The organism is Candidatus Pantoea floridensis (assembly GCF_900215435.1).
In the GTDB taxonomy this organism is placed as follows: Bacteria; Pseudomonadota; Gammaproteobacteria; order Enterobacterales; family Enterobacteriaceae; genus Pantoea; species Pantoea floridensis.
In genome coordinates this window covers 1-15,565 of sequence record NZ_OCMY01000004.1, presented here as the reverse complement: position 1 = coordinate 15,565, position 15,565 = coordinate 1, and the positions used below count along the sequence as shown (strand labels likewise).

General features: G+C 61.4%; 16 protein-coding genes and 1 pseudogene. All 17 read left to right on the top strand.

Annotated elements, in window-relative coordinates; genetic code table 11:
* Positions 1-460: 460 nt before the first annotated feature.
* On the top strand, positions 461-844 hold the full coding sequence (locus CRO19_RS25045) for an HNH endonuclease (RefSeq protein WP_320204573.1): 384 nt from the start codon (positions 461-463) through the stop codon (positions 842-844).
* Positions 845-884: 40 nt separating this feature from the next.
* Positions 885-1,493 (top strand): hypothetical protein, encoded by a 609-nt coding sequence (locus CRO19_RS25040; RefSeq protein ID WP_141400301.1) that lies wholly within the window; start codon positions 885-887, stop codon positions 1,491-1,493.
* A gap of 132 nt (positions 1,494-1,625) precedes the next feature.
* Positions 1,626-2,246 carry a hypothetical protein gene (locus CRO19_RS25035; protein ID WP_097098534.1) on the top strand — a complete coding sequence of 207 codons (621 nt, stop codon included), beginning with the start codon at positions 1,626-1,628 and terminating at the stop codon, positions 2,244-2,246.
* Positions 2,247-2,585: 339 nt separating this feature from the next.
* Positions 2,586-3,614 carry a TcpQ domain-containing protein gene (locus CRO19_RS25030; RefSeq protein ID WP_097098533.1) on the top strand — a complete coding sequence of 343 codons (1,029 nt, stop codon included), beginning with the start codon at positions 2,586-2,588 and terminating at the stop codon, positions 3,612-3,614.
* The gene (gene pilM, locus CRO19_RS25025; protein ID WP_097098532.1) at positions 3,614-4,051 is read left to right on the top strand and encodes a type IV pilus biogenesis protein PilM; all 438 of its coding nucleotides are present in this window, start codon (positions 3,614-3,616) and stop codon (positions 4,049-4,051) included. Before CRO19_RS25030 ends, pilM begins: the two co-directional genes overlap by 1 nt.
* A 26-nt stretch (positions 4,052-4,077) precedes the next feature.
* Entirely contained in the window at positions 4,078-5,712 is a 1,635-nt protein-coding gene (gene pilN, locus CRO19_RS25020) for a PilN family type IVB pilus formation outer membrane protein (protein ID WP_097098531.1), read from the top strand.
* A gap of 9 nt (positions 5,713-5,721) precedes the next feature.
* Complete coding sequence (gene pilO2 / locus CRO19_RS25015; RefSeq protein WP_097098530.1) at positions 5,722-7,029, top strand: type 4b pilus protein PilO2; 1,308 nt, start codon at positions 5,722-5,724, stop codon at positions 7,027-7,029.
* On the top strand, positions 7,016-7,582 hold the full coding sequence (pilP, locus tag CRO19_RS25010; RefSeq protein WP_097098529.1) for a type IV pilus biogenesis protein PilP: 567 nt from the start codon (positions 7,016-7,018) through the stop codon (positions 7,580-7,582). Before pilO2 ends, pilP begins: the two co-directional genes overlap by 14 nt.
* Before the next feature lie 5 nt (positions 7,583-7,587).
* Positions 7,588-9,114 carry a GspE/PulE family protein gene (locus tag CRO19_RS25005; RefSeq protein ID WP_097098528.1) on the top strand — a complete coding sequence of 509 codons (1,527 nt, stop codon included), beginning with the start codon at positions 7,588-7,590 and terminating at the stop codon, positions 9,112-9,114.
* Entirely contained in the window at positions 9,107-10,222 is a 1,116-nt protein-coding gene (locus CRO19_RS25000) for a type II secretion system F family protein (protein ID WP_097098527.1), read from the top strand. The genes CRO19_RS25005 and CRO19_RS25000 overlap by 8 nt, the downstream gene beginning before the upstream one ends.
* 24 nt (positions 10,223-10,246) lie before the next feature.
* A complete protein-coding gene (locus CRO19_RS24995) occupies positions 10,247-10,843 on the top strand; it encodes a type 4 pilus major pilin (RefSeq protein ID WP_097098526.1) in 597 nt (198 codons plus the stop codon).
* A gap of 99 nt (positions 10,844-10,942) precedes the next feature.
* Positions 10,943-11,407, top strand: coding sequence for a lytic transglycosylase domain-containing protein (locus CRO19_RS24990; RefSeq protein ID WP_097098525.1), 465 nt, complete (start codon positions 10,943-10,945; stop codon positions 11,405-11,407).
* A 17-nt stretch (positions 11,408-11,424) separates the two neighbouring features.
* Positions 11,425-12,081 carry a prepilin peptidase gene (locus tag CRO19_RS24985; RefSeq protein WP_097098524.1) on the top strand — a complete coding sequence of 219 codons (657 nt, stop codon included), beginning with the start codon at positions 11,425-11,427 and terminating at the stop codon, positions 12,079-12,081.
* Positions 12,081-13,433: a shufflon system plasmid conjugative transfer pilus tip adhesin PilV gene (pilV, locus tag CRO19_RS24980; RefSeq protein WP_320204572.1), complete on the top strand. Its 1,353-nt coding sequence runs from the start codon at positions 12,081-12,083 to the stop codon at positions 13,431-13,433. The genes CRO19_RS24985 and pilV overlap by 1 nt, the downstream gene beginning before the upstream one ends.
* A 101-nt stretch (positions 13,434-13,534) precedes the next feature.
* Positions 13,535-14,638, top strand: coding sequence for an acyltransferase family protein (locus tag CRO19_RS24975; protein WP_320204571.1), 1,104 nt, complete (start codon positions 13,535-13,537; stop codon positions 14,636-14,638).
* 332 nt (positions 14,639-14,970) lie between these two features.
* On the top strand, positions 14,971-15,318 hold the full coding sequence (locus CRO19_RS24970) for a DotD/TraH family lipoprotein (protein WP_320204570.1): 348 nt from the start codon (positions 14,971-14,973) through the stop codon (positions 15,316-15,318).
* Positions 15,318-15,565 (top strand): annotated as a pseudogene (locus CRO19_RS24965) (conjugal transfer protein); the annotation flags it as partial. The gene CRO19_RS24970 and the pseudogene CRO19_RS24965, both read left to right, overlap by 1 nt.

The window sequence follows — 15,565 nt, the reverse complement described above, 5'->3', positions numbered from 1 at the left end:
ACGGGCACAACTCAAAGTCGGAATGTCGGGTAGTACGTCCATATCCCAACGAATCAGTTCGATACACCTTTTCTGGATTCACCTGCGGGATTCGCGGTGCCGGTTTCCGGAAATTCAGTTTCCGGAGTGTATTAGCGTTGCGCACACGCGCAGCAGCGAACGGGTTGTTAACCAGTTTCATATTATTCTCCCTGCGAATCAGTTCGACGTAGCCACTGCAGGCCCCGGGGCGATCCGTCGGGCCCCCTGCAACTGGTGATGATTAGCTCTTCAGGGAACTGAAGGCGCGAACGGGTTTCCCTGCCGTAATACGCCACATACGCAAAGATGACGCAGAGCAGTCTGTGCGGGCTCACTCCTTCGGGAGTGGGTCAGCCCGGTGCGGTTCTGGCCGAGCTGATATTACATAACAGGCATCTGTGAGATGCGGGACGTATTCAGAGGACAATCAGGGGATAACATGAACCTTACAAAACGAAAACGGGAAGCGCTGCGTGAGCAGTTCAGAGGGCGCTGCGCCTTCTGCGGCAGCAAGCTGCCTGCCCGCGAGTGGCATGCAGAATTTATTGGCGAGGAATATATCCAGGGGGGCATTGCGCCAGTGTGTAAGGAATGCCGCACCGCCAAGGGCAATGCCTCGCCGGAAGCCTTTCGCGCGCTGCTCGCCGAGCAGGTGGAGCGGGCCCGTCGCCACAGCGCTAATTTCCGCACAGCGGAACGGTTCGGGCTCTGCCGCGTCAAAGCCGAACCCGTTGTGTTCTGGTTTGAGAACTGCGCGTCATCTCCTGCCGTTTCATCCGCTCCGACTCTAATCACATCACAGAACACCGCATCCGCCGCCTGACGGGGGATGTTATCGTTAAATCTTACCCAGGATAATTTTTATGTACCGTTCATTCATGCGCGGAGCGGCGCTTTGCCTTGCACTTATATGCCCGCTGCTGGTTAGCTCCTGTTCTTCGCCAGTAAGCAACGGGATGCCTGATGGACTGACATCGCTGAACTGCCCGGAGTGCGTGCACTTTGACGTCACTATCGGCTTCTATAAACCCGCGCACACGGGGGCACTGGCGGAGGCGCTCCAGCAGTTGCCTGGTTTAACTTCAGAGGCCAGGGAAGGGGCTGCGGAGAGTCGCATCATCTCACCGCTTAACAGTGGCGCCATCCCTGCATTTTTCCGTAAGCATGGCACGTTCGATTTGATCTCCCGCGCCGAAGCTATGACTACGACGGGAGAGCATCTGCCCGTGAGTCTGCGCGACCCGTCAGGTGATTTTGATGCGGTCTTCACACCGCGCGCTTCATCAGGCAACACTTCGGGGCTGGTCAGCTATGATGTTCGTGCAGAGCCTGCATCAGGACCGTATGAACCCGCAGTTAAGGCGCATAACACGGGGCGCGTTGTACTTAACAGCGGTGCGTCCCTGCTGATTATTCAGAAGGCTAATCACGGGTATGTCGTCTGGCTGGTGCGAGCGGATTATCCCCGCTGACGAGGTTCTGGTTTGAGCACTGCGAGTCATCTCCTGCCGTTTCATCCGCTCCGACTCTGATCACATCGCAGAACACCGCATCCGCCGCCTGACGGCGGGTTTTATTCTCCCTACCTAGCATGGATACCCATTATGAACCGTTCCTTTCTGTGGCGTGCGGCGATTGCGTTTGCCCTGATAACGGGCGCGACCGGCTCAGCCCTGTCTTCTGATGCCGCCGGCGACATCGGAGCAACTTATGACCAGATTCTTGACCGTTTTGAAATCACTGCGCTGATATTTAAACCGGCACAGCCTGGCACCATGAGCGCCGTTATCAGCGATATGCACTTAACCCCCCAAGGGGATGATGCAGGCGGGAACGGCCAGTATGTTCTGGATGCCGCTGACAGAGCTGAAATCATGAGCGTCCTGCACAAATACGGTAAGGTTGAACGACAGCTGCACAGCCGGGGGCCGCTGGGTGACGACGGCAGGGCTGGCGCGTTTTCCAGGTGGCCTGAAAGGCAGTTCAGCGCCAGTCTGAAAACACGCTATATCCCTTCGGTTAAACAAAAGCCGCCTGCTTTCATCATGGATTACTCGCTTAAAGCCAGCCTTGAGCATCCATTGCCGGGAGAGGTCGAGACTGGTGACAGCGCCCGGCTTCGTTATACCAGCACGGGGAGCATGCTGCTGCCTGATAAAGGCGCTCTTATGAGCATCAGAGAGACGAGTAGTGGATTCCTCATCTGGATTCTCAGCGCCTACTGACCCGGAGCCCGGAAATACGCCGGGCTGAACCTGAAGACTTCTCTTCATAACGCAAAGCGCACTCACCCTTACAGGTCAGTGCGCTTTGCGTTGTGGCGGACCTGCGGCCAGCGCACGCGGTCAGACTGACATCGTTTAATAACTCATTATTGCGATGCTACAAGTCTAAGTCATGCCGCTCTGGCGTCTGTCAGTCTGGCCAGAGCACCGGGAGGCACCCGGCGCCATAACGCCCCTTCTGACTGGCAGGCTGCCGCCTGCCTTCCCGCACGGTTTTTGCTGGTCCGGCTCCGGCCGCCGCAGAGACGGTGCAGCCCTGAGTTATCCGGAGTTCTCTCTATGTCATTTACCGAACGGGCAGGGCTGATACCGGTCCTGCTGCTGACCGGCTGCGCGCAGCAGACGGTTTACACCGGGCCGCCCTCCGGGAGCGTGGTCGACAGCATGCTCTCGCGCAGCGCGGCCGACATCAGCGCCATGCAGTACCGGGTGCACCAGACCGGGCCCACAGCGCAGCGTCCGGTCCCGCCCGCCGCGAAACCTGTCAGACCTCTGACGCCGGGCATCACCGGTGCTTCCGCGCTGACGGCTAAGTCCGCGTCTTCACCTCCGGCCTCCGCGGCGGGCACCGGACCGGCCGACGGCTTTATCCGGCAGGACGGCGCGGCCCCCACGATGCGCGCGGCCCTGCGCAAAATCGTGCCGCCCGGACATACCGTGACATTCGATAAGGCGGTCTCTGCTGACGCGCCAGAGCTGTGGCGCTGGACGGGTAACGATCGCTGGCAGTACGTCGCCGACAAGATGCTGGCGCCGCACGGGCTGAAGATCACCCTGAACGACAAGACCCGGACGGTGACCGTTGAACCGGCGCAGCAGGCGCAGAACGCGCCAGCGTCTGGTAAGAACGTGTCGCCACCGGTGCCGCCCGCTGCGCCCGCGAAGGCTACAGCAGCCGACACGGTGAAAGTACCATCGCCGGCTACCGGCCGTAATCCGTTCCACGGTGATAAAGGTGCTGCCCCAGTCTCAGCCCCACCGGCATCCCGCATCCCCGCCGCGCCGGCTATCGCGCCTGCCGCCGTTCAGCTGCGGCACTGGCGCATCGAGACGGGCAGCACCGTGAAGGACTGGCTCTACACCCAGGGTGTCGCGGAGACCTGTGCCGTACCGGGCATCAAAACCTGGACCATCGCCTGGCTCACGCCGACCAACTACCGGGTGGATGCACCGTTGAACTTTGACGGCAGCTTCCGCGAGATGCTTAACCGGCTCTTTACCCTCTACGGCACGGCGAAGGTTCCGCTTTACGCCGGGGTGCGTGCCGCGCAGTGCGTGGTGACCGTGGACGATAAGGAGGTGCAGTAATGTTCATGTACTGGCTGCTGGCGCTGTTTTTGGGGGCGCTTCTGGTAGGGCTCACGCCTGACCAGCGCGCCGTTCAGCAGGCGGGGCAGTTGCAGGACCAGACGCTGAGCCTGCAGGCCGCGCAGATGGTGCGCTACATGAACCGCATCAACGACTGGCGGTACAGCAACCCCGCGGCGGACAACGTCAGCGTGACTGACGTGCAGCTGCCCGGCTGGAAAAACGTCGCCGGCCTGAACAACCTCATATCCGGTGGCCGGACGTTTGTCTGGCGCACCAGTCAGCCCGGACTGATGTCCGCGCTGCTCACGCAGACACACCGCTCAGCGCTGGCCGGGCGGGTGGCCTCCCGGCGCCTGCTCGACGGCACCGGTGCCGACATGCAGATCACCGTCCCCGCCGCTATTCCCGACGGCAGCGTGGTGTGGGTCAACTGATTCTCTTTTCCTGACAGGATACCGTAATGAAAATACCTCACCGGCTGACCGCGGCGGCAATGCTCTGCCTGCTGGCCAGCAGCTGCAGCACGCTGGACCGTGTCGGCGCCACGGAAAAACGAGCGGCCGCTGCCGAAGCGCAGGCCGCCGAACACAAACGCGCGCTCGACAGCGGCCAGGTCGTGCGCGACCTGACCTCGCAGTGGATCAACCCCGTGCCGATTAACGGCGTGGCCGGGCAGCGCCCGGCGCTGCCTCCCTGCACGGTCAAAATTAACCGCCCCGGCACCGTCACGCTGGCGTACGTCAGCGCCTTCATTACCGACCAGTGCCGCATCCCGGTGGTGGTGACGCCGGACGCGCAGGCCGCGATGGCCGGCGGCGGTGATGCCGGCGGCCGGACCGAGAAGATGCCGGGTACGCTGCCGCCGCCCGATGCCAGCGGGATGGTGCCGCTTGCCGCCATGGGGCAGACAACAGGCCGGCCGGTCGCCGTGCCGCAGGGCGAGGGCGGCCTGCGGGGCGTCAGCTGGAACGGCTCGCTTAGCGGCCTGCTGGACAACGTAACCACGCGCCTCGGCCTGTCGTGGCGCTACGAGTACGGGCACATCGCCATTTTCTGGCTCGATACCCGCAACTTCGCCATTAACTTCATGGACAGCGACGCGAGCTTCGTGTCGAAAACGGTGAGCGGCACCACGACCACCACCGGGACCAGCGGCGGCAGCGGCGGGGGCAGCACCGGCGACAACAGCACCACTCAGACCACCACGGCGACCATCAAGTCCAACATCTTCAAGGACGTAGAAAATACGGTGAAGTCGATGCTGACGCCGGGCTCCGGGCGCCTGAATCTCTCCGCCGGCGTGCTGACGGTGACCGACACGCCGCGCGTGCTGGACGCCATCGGGCGCTACATTGACGATCGTAACCGCGAGCTGAACCGTCAGGTAATGATTTCGGTGAAGGTTTTCAGCGTGGAGAACCGGCACCAGAACCAGCTGGGCATCGACTGGAACGCGGTGCTGAACACCGGCAGCGTGGGCCTGTCCCTGACCAGCCCGTTTACGGGCGCGGCCTCCGACGCGCTGAGCGGCGGCGTGGCCATTCTGGACGGCAAGGGGGAGGGTACGCAGACGTTTCTGAAGGCGCTGGACGAGCAGGCGAAGCTCAGCGTGGTGACATCCGCCTCGGCGCTGACCACCAACCTGTCCGCTGTGCCCGTTCAGAACGCCATCCAGCAGGACTATGTGCCGAACATCAGCACCAGTCAGACGGCGAACGTCGGGACCAGCACCTCCATCACCACGGCGACCATCACCACCGGCTTTAACATGACGGCGCTGCCGCTGCTGTTCCCTGACTCACCGAAGATGCAGCTGGAGTTCTCCATCAGCATGTCGGATGACCCGACGTTCAAGGACTTCACCTCCGGCGGGCAGAATGCCCAGCTGGCGAAGACCACCCCGAAAACCATCGTCCAGCGCGTGATCATGCAGTCCGGCCAGACGCTGGTGCTGAGCGGTTACGAGCAGCTGAGCGACTCGGCCAACCGTCAGGGCACAGGCAGCTACAACTTCTTTGGCCTGGGCGGCGGCGCGCGCGGTGACGACAGCCGCCGCATGTTTATCATCCTCGTGACGCCCGTGGTGCTGGGTTAAGGAGCTCTTATGACGTCAGAACTGACGCCGGCGCCGGCGGTGAGCGTGGTGCCCGCAGGCAAAACCCCGCTGGTCGCCGGGCTGCACTGGCAGTGGGTGGCCGCGCGCGGCCGCCGGCGCATGCGCATTGAGGCCCGCGACCAGCTGGCGAGCCACTGGCTGGCGCTGCCGGCGGGCACGGGCGACGATCCGGCCACCTGGCTGGGCTGCCTCACCGACGAGGCGGACATGCTGCCGAAGGGAAAACGGCCCGCGTCGCTGGCAGCGGCGGTGCTCGGCAACGTGCCCGCGGACTGCTGGGGCGTGTTTCTGCTTCCCGGCGGAAAGTACTGGTTTATGGCGGTCACCGGCGGCCATCCCTCTCCCTACGGCGACATGGTGGGGGACGCGCCCACGGTGCTGCGCGCGTCCGAACGGTTCCGCACCACGGCGCCGGCGCCGTCATCGGGCTGGACGGTGTTCGATCCGGACAGCCTGCTGGAAGTGCCTGACGCCCGCCGCGACCCGCTTGCGGACCTGATACCGGCCGCCGTGCCGGCGCGTGCGAAGCTGCACAAAACCGACAGCCGCACGGCCTCCCGCCTACTGCTGCTGGGCGCGGTGTGCGCCGCCGCGCTCTGGTATGGCAACAACTGGCTGGAGGCCAGGAAAAAGGCCGAACACGATGCCTGGGTGCAGGCCGAGCTCGTCCGGGCTAAAGCCGCCGCGGCGACTAAACCGGGCAGCCTCGCCCGGCCGTGGGGCGGCCAGCCTGACTTTTCGGGGATGCTCAGCGCGTGCGTGAAACAGTGGCGTCAGGCGCCGCTGTCAATCGCCGGCTGGGTATTCCGCCAGGCGATGTGCGAGTCCACCGGGCAGCTCACGCTGCACTATGCCCTGCCGGACGGCGGCACGGTCGGCGACTTTGCCGCCCGGCTGCCGGCGCTCTACGGCCCGGGTACGCCGGTCACGTTCAACATGCCCGGCCCCTCGGACGACGCGTCCTTTAAGGAAGCGGTGCATTTTGCCCCTGCGCCGGCGGAAACGCTGCTGCCAGGCGACGAGCAGCTGCGCCGCATGACCAGCTACGCGCAGCGCCTGCGGGCAAACCTGCGCTTCAGCGAGCCCATCTTGCTGACACAGACGGTCGGGCAGGACCATATCCCGCTGCCGTGGAAGCGTTACAGCTTCACCTTTATCACCGATATCCCGCCGGACCGGCTGTTTGACGCATCGCGCTTCCCGGGTAACGGGCTGCGGCTGAGTTCCGTGAAGGCCGAACTGCATAGCAGCCGGCTGACCTATACCCTGGAAGGAACACTCTATGCAGAGAAATAAGTGGCGTTACCTGCTGCTGCCCGCGCTGATCAGCGGCCAGATGGCCGTGGCCGCCCCGGCAGCACCGGATGGCCTCAGCCCGCAGGGCGTGGCCAGAAACGAAGCACCGTCGTCCGGCCTCGCGCCGGCCGCCACGGTTGTCGTCACCGACACCGGCGGGCGGGACAATAGCATGGGACGCCTGGAGGACATTCAGGCCAAAACCCTGCTGTATGAGGCGCAGCTGGCGCAGGCCAAGGCGTTTAACGAGCTGCAGAAAAATGGCTACGACGCGGTGCTGGGCGGCCCGTTCAACCCGCAGCCGGCGGCGCCGGTGAAAGACAATGCCGACGCGAAGCCGGCACAGGAAAGCAAGGCACCGCCGCTGATTGTGGAAATCTCCGGCGGCCAGCAGCTCTCCGCCACGCTGCGGCTTGACGGCGGCAACGAGGTGCGGGTGCAGGCGGGCAGCCGCATCCCGGGCACCGGGTGGACGGTCACGAAAATCACCTTCAGCGAGGTCACCGTCAGCAGCGCCGGCGGCGGCCTCGTGTCACTGGCCTTTGCGGGGTAGACGTCATGGAATTTACCGAAAGTACCGTGAACTGGCTGCATCTGGACAACAGCAACCCGGATCAGGGGCAGCTGTACGTGTCTACCGAACACTGCGCGGATCCGGCCGTTCAGTCCGACATAGCCCGAGCACTGCGTGAGTTTCCGCGTCTGAACGTGCAGCGCGTACATCTGGGCGAGCTGCGCCGCCATCAGCTGCAGCGCGCCGGGGTGACCGGCACCGCCGGCAGCTGGTCGCCGGAGCAGAAAAAGGTCGTGGATTTTATGCGCCGCGCGGGCGAGGCCCATGCCTCGGACATTCATATCCTGATTGGCATGGAAAACCTGACCGCCGTGGTGTTCCGCATCCACGGCGACCTGGCGCTGCAGGCCGAACTGTCCATTGAAGAGGGCATGAGCCTCGCCGCGACCATCGTGATGTCGATGTGCGATGCGGCGCCGCAGCAGTTCAGTGAGACGGACGAACAGGACGGGCGCCTGCGCAACGAGTTCGTGAAGGCGCTGGGCCTGTACGCCGCGCGCTACTCGGCCGTGCCCACCGAGTCCGGCCTTTACGTGGTGCTGCGCGTGATTCTGGATGAGAGCGAGGATATTCCTTCACTCGACGCGCTGGGCTACCTGCCGGAGCAGCAGAAGCTTATCAACCGCATGCTGCGCCGACCGGAGGGGCTGATCATCACCGCCGGCCCGACCGGGTCGGGTAAAAGCACCACGCTGCGAACCTTTTGTAAAATGTACGTTGACCTCACCGGCGGCAAGCGCCGGCTGATAACGGTGGAGGACCCGGTCGAGGGTAAGGTGCCGGGCGCCGTGCAGACCACCATCATTGCCGATCGCAACGACCCCGAGTCCGTGACCCGCGCGTGGCAGCGGCGCCTTTCGGCTCTTAAGCGACTTGATTACAACGCCGCGGTGGTAGGCGAAATCCGCGATACCTGGTCGGCCAATGCCAGCATCAGCGAGGCCAAGAGCGGCACGCTCGTCGAGACGACCACGCACGCCAACGACGCGACGGGCATTATCGACCGCCTCACCGATACGCTGGGCATCGCGCCGGGCATGGTGATGGACCCGCAGGTGGTTATAGGGCTGATTGCCCAGCGCCTGGTGCAGATGCTCTGTCCGGCCTGCAAAAAGAGCTGGGCCGACGTCAGGGAAAACCTGTCCGAAGACGATCGCGAGCTGGTCGAAACCTACTGCGATACCGACACCGTTGCGTTTCGTCATTACGACGGCTGCAGCGCGCCGGGCTGCTGGCACGGCATCACGGGACGTAAGGTCATTGCCGAGGTCATCCGCCCTGACGCCCGCTTTATGCAGCTCTACCGTGTGCACGGCAAGCTTGCCGCACGCAGCTACTGGGTGCATCACATGAACGGCATCACACGCGGCGCGCACCTGCAGCGCTACATTGCGGCCGGTGAGGTTGACCCGCTGGATGCGGACAAAATGAGCCCACTGGACGAGGATGCCCTGAACCTGCTGCCGCCGGAAGCCGTCCAGGCGTTTCTCAGCGGAGGTGGCCATGAGTGACCTGCTTAACCGGCTGCGGGGCTGGCTGAAGGCCTCGCTTGCCACGGGCAGTACCCGCTCTGAGGGGCTGGGCCGCTGGATAGGGCAGAAGACCTTCAGCACCAGCGACCGCATGACGCTGTATGAAGACCTGGCGTTTCTGCTGGAGAACAAACAGAAAACCGAAGACGCCATCGCGGGCCTGCAGCGCACGCGCCGGCGTAAAAACGATCCGGTGCTGCTGTGCCTGAACGACGTGCACCACGCGCTCACGCGCGGGCGGGGCCTCGACGCGGGGCTTGCCGGCTGGGTGCCGGCGCAGGAGACCACCATCCTGCGCGCGGGGCGCGTAGCCAAAGACCTGAGGGGAGCCCTGCTGCGGGCCATTGAGGTCGTGAAGGGCGTTGGCGAGATGAAGTCTACCGCGCTGGTCAATCTGGCCTACCCGGCCATGTTACTGGGCGGGACGTTTTACATGATGCAGATGGTGAGCGAGCGCTTTCTGCCCCGCCTGGAGCAGCTGAGCCCCGCTGACAGCTGGACCGGCTGGATGTGGTGGCTCGGCGCCATTACGCACTTCTTCGTGGATAACCGCTATCTCCTCGGCGGAGCGCTGGGGGCCTTTACCGTCTGGGTCATCTGGTCACTGCCGCGCCTCACCGGCCCGGTCCGCGGCAGGGTGCTCGACCACATGTTTCCGTGGAGCCTGTACCGGGAGGTGCAGGGGGTGTCGTTTTTGCTGAACCTCAGCGCGCTGCTGCGCGCCCAGCTGCGCACGGAGGAGGCGCTAGACATGCTGAGCCGCAACGCCACGCCCTGGATGTATGAGCGCCTGACGGCTACACGTCGGCAGGTGTCCCGCGGCAAGCACCTCGGTCAGGCGCTGGCGGACAGCGGCTACGCGTTTCCCTCACGCGAGGCCATTGACCGTCTGATGCTCCTGACCGCCGGTCCGGGCGGCGAGGACAACATCGAAAACTTCGCCAGGATGTGGCTCAAAAAGGCCATCGGGCGCATCAAACGTGTCTGCCAGGTGTTTCAGCTGGTCGGCATGCTGGCCACTGCCGGCTATCTCCTGCTCACGTTCCTGGCGACTCAGGACCTGAGCTCTATTATTGGCAACCGCTGATTTCAATACCGAGAGGATTTACCTATGACACTGCTTTCAAAACGTTCCGGACGTTCCGGCGTTCACCGCGGGGCTCTGACCCTTCCTGAAGCCATTATCGTCAGCGCCGTGGCGATGATTATCATTGTCACTGTTTATGCCGGGGGCGGGGGACTCTTCAAAAGCGCGGACTATACCGAGGAGATGTCCAACGTCAGCGACATCATGACCAACACGCGCAGCATGCTGAAAACCGGCGGTGTGTACGACTTCAGCTCGGCCGCCACCATGACCGGTGCGCTCGTTCAGTTTGGCGGCTCGCCCGGCAGCATGGCCATTATCGGCACCAAGTCTTCCGGGAGCGCGACGCTGAACAACCGCTGGGGCGGCACCGTCACGGTCACGCCGGTGAGCACGAACGGCGGACAGAACACGGCATTTTCCCTGACGTATACGCAGGTGCCGCAGGAGGCCTGCGCGCAGATGACGCAGAAGCTTTCGGGCGCGAACAACGTGGCGTCGACCAGCATTAACGGCAGTATAACCAGCGGCGTGGTCAGCAGCTCGGTGGCGGGCTCGCAGTGCACGGCGGACAGCGGCTCGACCGGCACCAACACGCTGGTCTTCACCAGTAGCACCTGACGGCAGGCCGGGGGCAACCCCGGCACTGAGCGGCTCAGCGCACGACCGCTGTGTGCTGGCCCCTTCTTTCCGTCCTCTGTCATTTTCACGGTATGCATTATGAAGAAACTTTTCCCCCTGCTGATCGCCGGCGGACTGCTGCTGTGCGCCTCCCGCTCTGCGATGGCGTTCTGCTATAACGAGGCGGGCGCACGTTATCACGTCGACCCGCAGCTGCTGCGCTCCATCAGCAAGGTGGAAAGTGGCTTCAACCCCGGTGCCATTGGCTATAACCGCAATAAAAAAGGTCAGGTCACGAGCCGGGACTTTGGCCTGATGCAGATTAACTCCACGCACGTGCCGCAGCTGCGCACGATGGGCGTGCTGCAGAGCGAGCAGGACCTCCTGACCAAACCCTGCCTGAACGTCATGGTGGGGGCCTGGATTCTGGCACGCCACCTGCAGGTCTGCGGCGTCACCTGGGAGTGTCTCGGCAGCTATAACGCCGGCTTCGCCGATGACAACACGGCCCGCCGCATGCTTTACGCCCGCAAGGTTTACGCCGACTACATGGCCCGCCGCTGACCCCCTGACACGGAAACATGATGACTTCACTTACTTACAGCGTGACCGTCGGGCTGTGGCTCGCCGGCTGCGCGGCACTGTTCGTGCTGCAGGCCTTCCGGGCCCGTCGCTTTCTGCAGTTGTATGAGGGGCCGCCGCTGACGTGGCCTCTGCTGACGCCGGTTGCCCTTATTTACATGCTGACAGCCGGCTGGCTCATGGCGCTGCTGCCGGTGCTACCGGTATCCACGATATGGCGAAGTGCGGTTCTGCTGGTGCTGGCCCTGCCCATGACGCTGACGGACCTGCGCTGCCAGTGGCTCCCGATGCGCTACACGGTGTCGTTCTGGGCGGGCGGCCTGCTGTCCGCCGCGCTGCCCGCCGCCGTGATGCCCTGGACAGCGTCACTGATAGCAAGCCTGGTGGCTTTCGTACTGGCTGCGACGGTTCGCGGGCTCGCCAACTTTCGTCAGCAGGAGGAGCGCATCGGGCTCGGCGACGTCTACCTGATGGCCGGGCTGTGCGCGTGGCTGCCCTGGCGCAGCGCCGTGTATGCCGCTGCGGGTGGCCTTCTGCTCTGCAGTCTGTGCGCGCTTCTTACGCGGAAGCCGTCAAAACCCTTTGCGCCCGCGCTGTTTGGTTATCTGTGCGGCGTGTGCCTCTTCTTTCCCCAGCAACTGGCGGGAGTGCTCTGATGAAATTGCTGAAACGAAAAAAACGTCCGATTCACAGTGGCAACATGCTGCTTCAGGCGGGCATTGCGCTGGCCATTGTACTGTTCATCACGCCCGGCGCCATCGATCGTTACGCCGGCTGGCAGCAGGAAAAGGTCTGGACGAATACCGCCTCGCACCTGAGCTTTGTGAGTGACGCGGGCAAGCGATACGTACGCGACAACCGTGACACGCTGCTGATGCAGGTCGCCGGCGGTCCGGTGGTCATTACCGGCGCCACGCTGCGTACGCAGGGCTATCTACCTGCGGGCTTTTCGCTCACCAACGACAGCGGCCAGACCTACCAGCTGGCGGTTGCAAAAGACCCCGCTCAGGCCGGACAACTGGTCGCGTTCGTATTAACCACCGGCGGCAGCGAAATCCCTTACAAAGGGCTGCGTCAGATAGCGTCTGACACGGACGGCATGGGCGGCTACGTTTGGCCCGCCAATACGGCGGTTGGCGCGGACGGCGGCTGGCAGGCGAAGCTAGCGGACTACGGCCTGAGCGGCCAGCAGGGCAGGCTCGCGGCGTTTCTTTCCGCCGACGTGCTGGGCACGGACGCGGACGAAAGCGACAGGCTGTACCGCTATCAGGTTAACGGCCGGCCGGACCTGAACCGGATGCACACCGCCATCGACATGAACAGCAACGACATCAACAACGGCGGCACGGTCAACGCGGCCACGGGCGCTTTCACCGGTAAGGTAGCCGCGGGCACCGACGTCACTGCCGGAAACAACGTGACGGCCGGCAACGGCATCACGGCGAATAACGATATCCGCAGCAACAACGGCTGGGTTATCACCCGCGGCGGTAAAGGCTGGCTGAATGAAACCTACGGTGGCGGCTTTTACATGTCGGACGATCAGTGGGTGCGCTCGGTCAATAACAAGAACATTTATACAGGTGGTCAGGTTCGGGGCGGGAGCGTTCGTGCTGATGGGCGTCTATCAGCAGGGGAAAACTTACAACTGGATGGCGTTAATACTGCCGGCGCTGGATGTAGTCCAAACGGTATGGTGAGCCGTGATGGCTTAGGTGCAATTTTGTCATGCGTGAATGGTTCCTGGAAAACACCTTCAATCACCGAGTCAACGACTACCTATGGTGATATCAAGTGCAATAACAAATCTGGTCAGACTGTAGCTTATTGTCCTTCTGGGTATCGCCTCATGTCAGGAGGATTTGAGATGACGCAATGGACAAATGATGATGCAGGCCGAAACTCTCCAGACTCATCATTTCCAAATGTCTCTGCCAACGCATGGGTTGTCACTCCTCCCGGTAATTTCGGTGGTTGCGTCAGAGCAGTTGCATACTGTGCCCGTTGAAAACCACGAACAATATCTCCCACAAGTCAATGCAATCAATCATCATCATTTCAATTTGGTAATGATAAAGTGTCGCTTTTCATACATTCATTACGATAAACATGCATAAAATGGTCAATAAAAATACATCATATCGGGGCGTGCAGGCACTCCGGGGGCTTGCTGCTTTAAGCGTCATGCTTTTTCATTTCAGATGGAATCTCAATGAGGTTACTCCAGACTTAGGTAATCGTTTATTTGGATGGGGTGCCACCGGCGTCGACCTGTTTTTCATGATAAGTGGCTTTGTAATTACTTTGAGCATTAGGCGCTCTCCTTCAGGAATGTTCGCAGCTTTACAGTTCATGAAAAACAGAGCTCTTAGAATATTACCTGCTTATTACATTATTCTGCTGATAACTTTTTTGCTGGGTGGTGCAATGAGCACATTCCATTATGAGGATAAGACCGCCAATTTAATTAGTGCAATTATTTTTCAGCCAATTTACCCTGATCATCCGCCATTTTATGTCGATGATGACGGAATGTATGGCGTCCGCTGGACACTCAATTATGAAATGTACTTCTATTTCGCGATGAGTTGCATGCTGCTGTTTAATCGAAAGTGGTTGGCGACAAGCATGTTTTTCCTCTCCTCTTTGATAATTGTTCCTCTTTATGTATTTGGTAAATGGACAACGGACCCAGCAGGCTATCAGACTACGTCTGCTTTACTTGGCCTCATAACGAACCCTATCATTCTGCTGTTTCTTGCAGGCATGGTTATAGGGCTTATTCTTCCCACACTTAACAAGATACCCGCTTCATTCAGTGCTGCACTCCTGACAATTAGCCTGCTCATGGCAGCATATTTCTTTAGCCAAGGAATGTATCTTGCTCACGGCCTGATATCATCAGGATGGCTTTACGTTCTCATACTGATGTTCACTGTTTTATCTGAGCCGTTTATTGGGAAGTATGTTCCAACAGTTTTAATTAAGCTCGGTGATGTATCGTTCTCTCTTTATCTTATCCACACTATGATGAATGGTGGTGTTGGTAAAAGGTTCGAAGATTTCGGCATTGAACCCGGTTGGCTGCGATTTGTACTTTCTGTTGTTATATCATTAGGGCTGGCATGGGTTTCATGGCGATTCATTGAAAAAAGATTTACCAGCAAGAAAATGGCCCAGCCCCAAACTCATAAAATTGCGCCAAATAATTAAATTTTAAAAAGTCCGGCTTGTGTGTCATGCATGAGTCGGAACACCATCCATATCGGTTACTACTTCTGTATTAATCAGCGTTTAAAAAACCTCCATATTTATATCTATTCATGACTATTTAGCTATTAATTGTGCAAGGTCATTAGGCCTGCATTTCAGATTTCGTAAGCCAGAATTAACTCAATCTCTTCGGAGTTCTCATGAAACCTCTATCCCCTGCTGTTTTAACAGCGGCATCACTGTTGCTGTGCGGCTGTCAGCTACCCGCGCTACAGCGTGCAACTGCTCCGGCTGCAGCACAGATTACTCCATCACCCCGGACAGCGCTGCAGATGACGCAGCTCTGGACTCAGAGCGACCTTGACGACGGCACGCCGCTGCCGGTGGCGTCCATCCGGGCCGACAGCGACCGCGTGACTTTCAGCTGGGACGGCGATGCGGTGGAGCTCCTGAGCCAGCTGGCCCGGGCGCGCGGGCAGGCCTTCAGCTACACGGGCGTGCGACTGCCGCTGCCCGTGGACATCGACGTGCAGGGCGTCACCTATGCCAACGTGATGCGTATGATTGAGATGCAGACCGCCTGGCGCGCGACGATCGTCACCTATCCCGGCCAGATGGTGCTGCAGTTCATGCCGTCTCTGCCCGCTGTTCATACCCGCCACACCAGGGGGAACCGCTGATGAAATCCCGACTCATCGTCCTGCTGCTGCCCGCGCTGCTGGCGGGCTGCGCGGGATTTCACTTCACGAAGGCGGCTCCCGCGCCCGGGCCGGACGGCGCACCGCCGCCGGGCCCGGAGGCTTACCTGTCGCCGCGAGAGCGCGACACGTCAGACGTGTCCGATAACCGCCGCCAGATGCTGACCGAAGGCGGGCGCACCACCGGCTTTCGCGGGGGTAAGGCGCAGCGCGCGTGGGAGCTCCGGCG